Raw genomic sequence first — 2,279 nt, 5'->3', positions numbered from 1 at the left:
TCGATGCCTGCTTGTGAAGAGAGATCAGCATCCTCGCCTCCCGTCCCGAAACTCGGCCAGGATCGATCTTGCCACGAAGAACGCGGTCCGGCGAGGGTCTATGTGATCATCCGGGATGGAACAGCTAGGCGCCGTCCATGACAAGGCGCGCTTCGCCGATGGCCCGCTGGAGGCCTATCTTGATGATATCTCGGGGTGGATCGGACAGCCGAGCCTGTTCCAGCATCAGGTTCGGCATTACGATCCCATTCACACCATGGAGGTCGCGGACCGGCTGTCCGAGCTGGGACAGGTGCCGGTTCAGCTGATCTGGGGCGCGGACGACCGCTGGCAGGTGGTCGATTGGGCGCACAAGCTGCATCGCGCCATCCCCGGATCGCGGCTGACCGTCCTTGACGAATGCGGACATTTCGCGCCGGAAGACCAGCCCGAGAAAATCACCGCGCTCGTCCTTGATCATCTCGCGGCAGCCCGCCACGGTGCAAGTGCATTGACGTAGAGCGGCATGGTGCGGCTTCCGGCATGGCAGTGCCATGCAGCGGCATCCCCCATAGAGGTCGTCCGGGCCCATCGCAACGGGTCCGGACGGTAGCGACTGTTCCGGGGGTCAGAACCTGAACGAGCCCGCGCGCATGCCATGCTTCACCTCAGCTGGGGCTCATTTTTTCATGTGAACCCGGCTGAGCGACCGACCCGTTGTGCCAGTTCAGGGCTTACGCATCGGGAATGCGCGCGACGACCTTGATCTCGAAATCGAACCCTGCCAGCCAGGTCACGCCGACAGCCGTCCAGGTCGGGAAGGGTGCCTTGGGAAAATAGCGCTGCTTCACCGACATGAGGTCGTCGAACTGGGCTTCCGGATCTGTATGAAAGGTCGAAACATCGATGATGTCGTCAAAGGTGCAGCCAGCGGCCACCAGCACGGCCTGCAGATTGGCAAAGGCGCGCTCGACCTGGGCAAGATAGGTCCCCTCGGGCGAGCCATCCTCGCGGCTGCCGACCTGCCCAGACACGAACAGCAGATCGCCTGCGCGGACAGCCGGGGAATAGCCATGGGCATCATAAAGGGCGTGGCGTGTCGAACCTTCGGGAAAGATCGCGTGGCGTTGGGTCATGGTTTTGTCTTTCTGCCCGACAAGATCGGGCGGCATGGAGTGGGGTGCCTGATGCAGGCGGAAGGGACGTGACGGCTTTCGCTGTCGGGCGGCAACTGATATACACCGCGTATCTGGCTGATATTTACATACGAAGCGTATGTCAATTGCGTTGTCAGGTATTTGCGTCGGGAGAAGCACGATGGCGGGCAAAACGCGGACGGCGATGATGGAGGAAACGCGCGGCAAGCTGCTGGCCTCGGCGCGCAAATCCTTTGCGGAACACGGATTTGCCGCAACCTCGATGGATGATCTGACGGCCGCAGCGGGCCTGACGCGCGGGGCGCTCTATCACAATTTTGGCGACAAGAAGGGGCTTCTGGCCGCCGTCGTCGATCAGATCGATGCCGAGATGGCCGCACGGGCCCGCAACCTGGGCGCCTTGGCCGGAACGCTGTGGGACCGTTTGCTGGCCGAGGGCTGCGCCTATATCGAGATGGCGCTGGACCCCGAGGTGCAGCGCATCGTCCTTTTGGACGGGCCTGCGGTTCTGGGCGATCCGTCGCAATGGCCCAGCCAGAACCGCTGTCTGGATGCCACCCGGGATGCGGTGCGGCAGCTGCTGGACGCGGACTTGCTGCGCCCGGTCGATGTCGAGGCGGCGTCCCGCCTGCTGAACGGCGCGGCGCTGAACGCGGCGCTGTGGGTCGCGGCCTGCGAGAAACCGGCCCAGACCCTGCCGAAAGCGCAGGAGGCCTTTCGCCTGCTGGCAGAGGGACTGCTGACAGAACGGTGACTGACCCGGAATCGCGCCAGCCGGTCGCCATGGGCAAACCGGAAGGCTTGGCACATCAGGCGATCAGAGTTTTCCCGTCGAACTGCATGGCCGCATCAGCGTGCCGCAGCCGTCCGGAAGGTGTCGAGGTGGGGTCTGCCCATTCCAGCCGGTCAAGCGAGCATCGGCGTCACCGGGCAGCCTCTTCTGACCGGACATTCGTCGTCGCTGCGGAAACCAGCGATCAGTGGGTGGCCACTCGGCATGCTGACGCAATTTATGCTGCTAGGGTCAGGATTCATAACCAATAGATGACGGTTGCTGCGAGGGCGATGGCCGAGAGGAAGATCTTCGGACATCTGTCATATCGCGTTGCCACGCGCCTCCAATCCTTGAGCCTGCCGAACATG

3 protein-coding genes and 1 pseudogene are annotated in these 2,279 nt (G+C 63.0%); 2 read left to right on the top strand and 2 right to left on the bottom strand.

Going from position 1 to position 2,279, the window contains the following annotated elements; translation table 11 throughout:
* Positions 1–115 precede the first annotated feature (115 nt).
* Complete coding sequence (locus EG885_RS22210) at positions 116–499, top strand: alpha/beta fold hydrolase (RefSeq protein ID WP_207392391.1); 384 nt, start codon at positions 116–118, stop codon at positions 497–499.
* Positions 500–713: 214 nt separating this feature from the next.
* On the opposite strand, the gene EG885_RS22205 is transcribed toward EG885_RS22210, so the two are convergent.
* Positions 714–1,115 (bottom strand): RidA family protein, encoded by a 402-nt coding sequence (locus EG885_RS22205; protein ID WP_131579026.1) that lies wholly within the window; start codon positions 1,113–1,115, stop codon positions 714–716.
* 181 nt (positions 1,116–1,296) lie between these two features.
* Here EG885_RS22205 and EG885_RS22200 point away from each other — a divergent pair, with 181 nt between their 5' ends.
* The gene (locus tag EG885_RS22200) at positions 1,297–1,890 is read left to right on the top strand and encodes a TetR/AcrR family transcriptional regulator (protein WP_131579024.1); all 594 of its coding nucleotides are present in this window, start codon (positions 1,297–1,299) and stop codon (positions 1,888–1,890) included.
* Between the two features lie 277 nt (positions 1,891–2,167).
* Here EG885_RS22200 and EG885_RS22195 read toward each other — a convergent pair.
* A pseudogene (locus EG885_RS22195) lies at positions 2,168–2,279 on the bottom strand (IS5/IS1182 family transposase); the annotation flags it as partial.

The organism is Paracoccus nototheniae (genome assembly GCF_004335005.1).
GTDB lineage: Bacteria > Pseudomonadota > Alphaproteobacteria > Rhodobacterales > Rhodobacteraceae > Paracoccus > Paracoccus nototheniae.
This window is presented reverse-complemented; position numbering and strand designations above follow the sequence as displayed.

Coding starts and splice junctions, on each gene's coding strand:
- EG885_RS22200 (WP_131579024.1), top strand. CDS start 1,297: ATGGCGGGCAAAACGCGGACGGCGATGATGGAGGAAACGCGCGGCAAG.
- EG885_RS22205 (WP_131579026.1), bottom strand. CDS start 1,115: ATGACCCAACGCCACGCGATCTTTCCCGAAGGTTCGACACGCCACGCC.
- EG885_RS22210 (WP_207392391.1), top strand. CDS start 116: ATGGAACAGCTAGGCGCCGTCCATGACAAGGCGCGCTTCGCCGATGGC.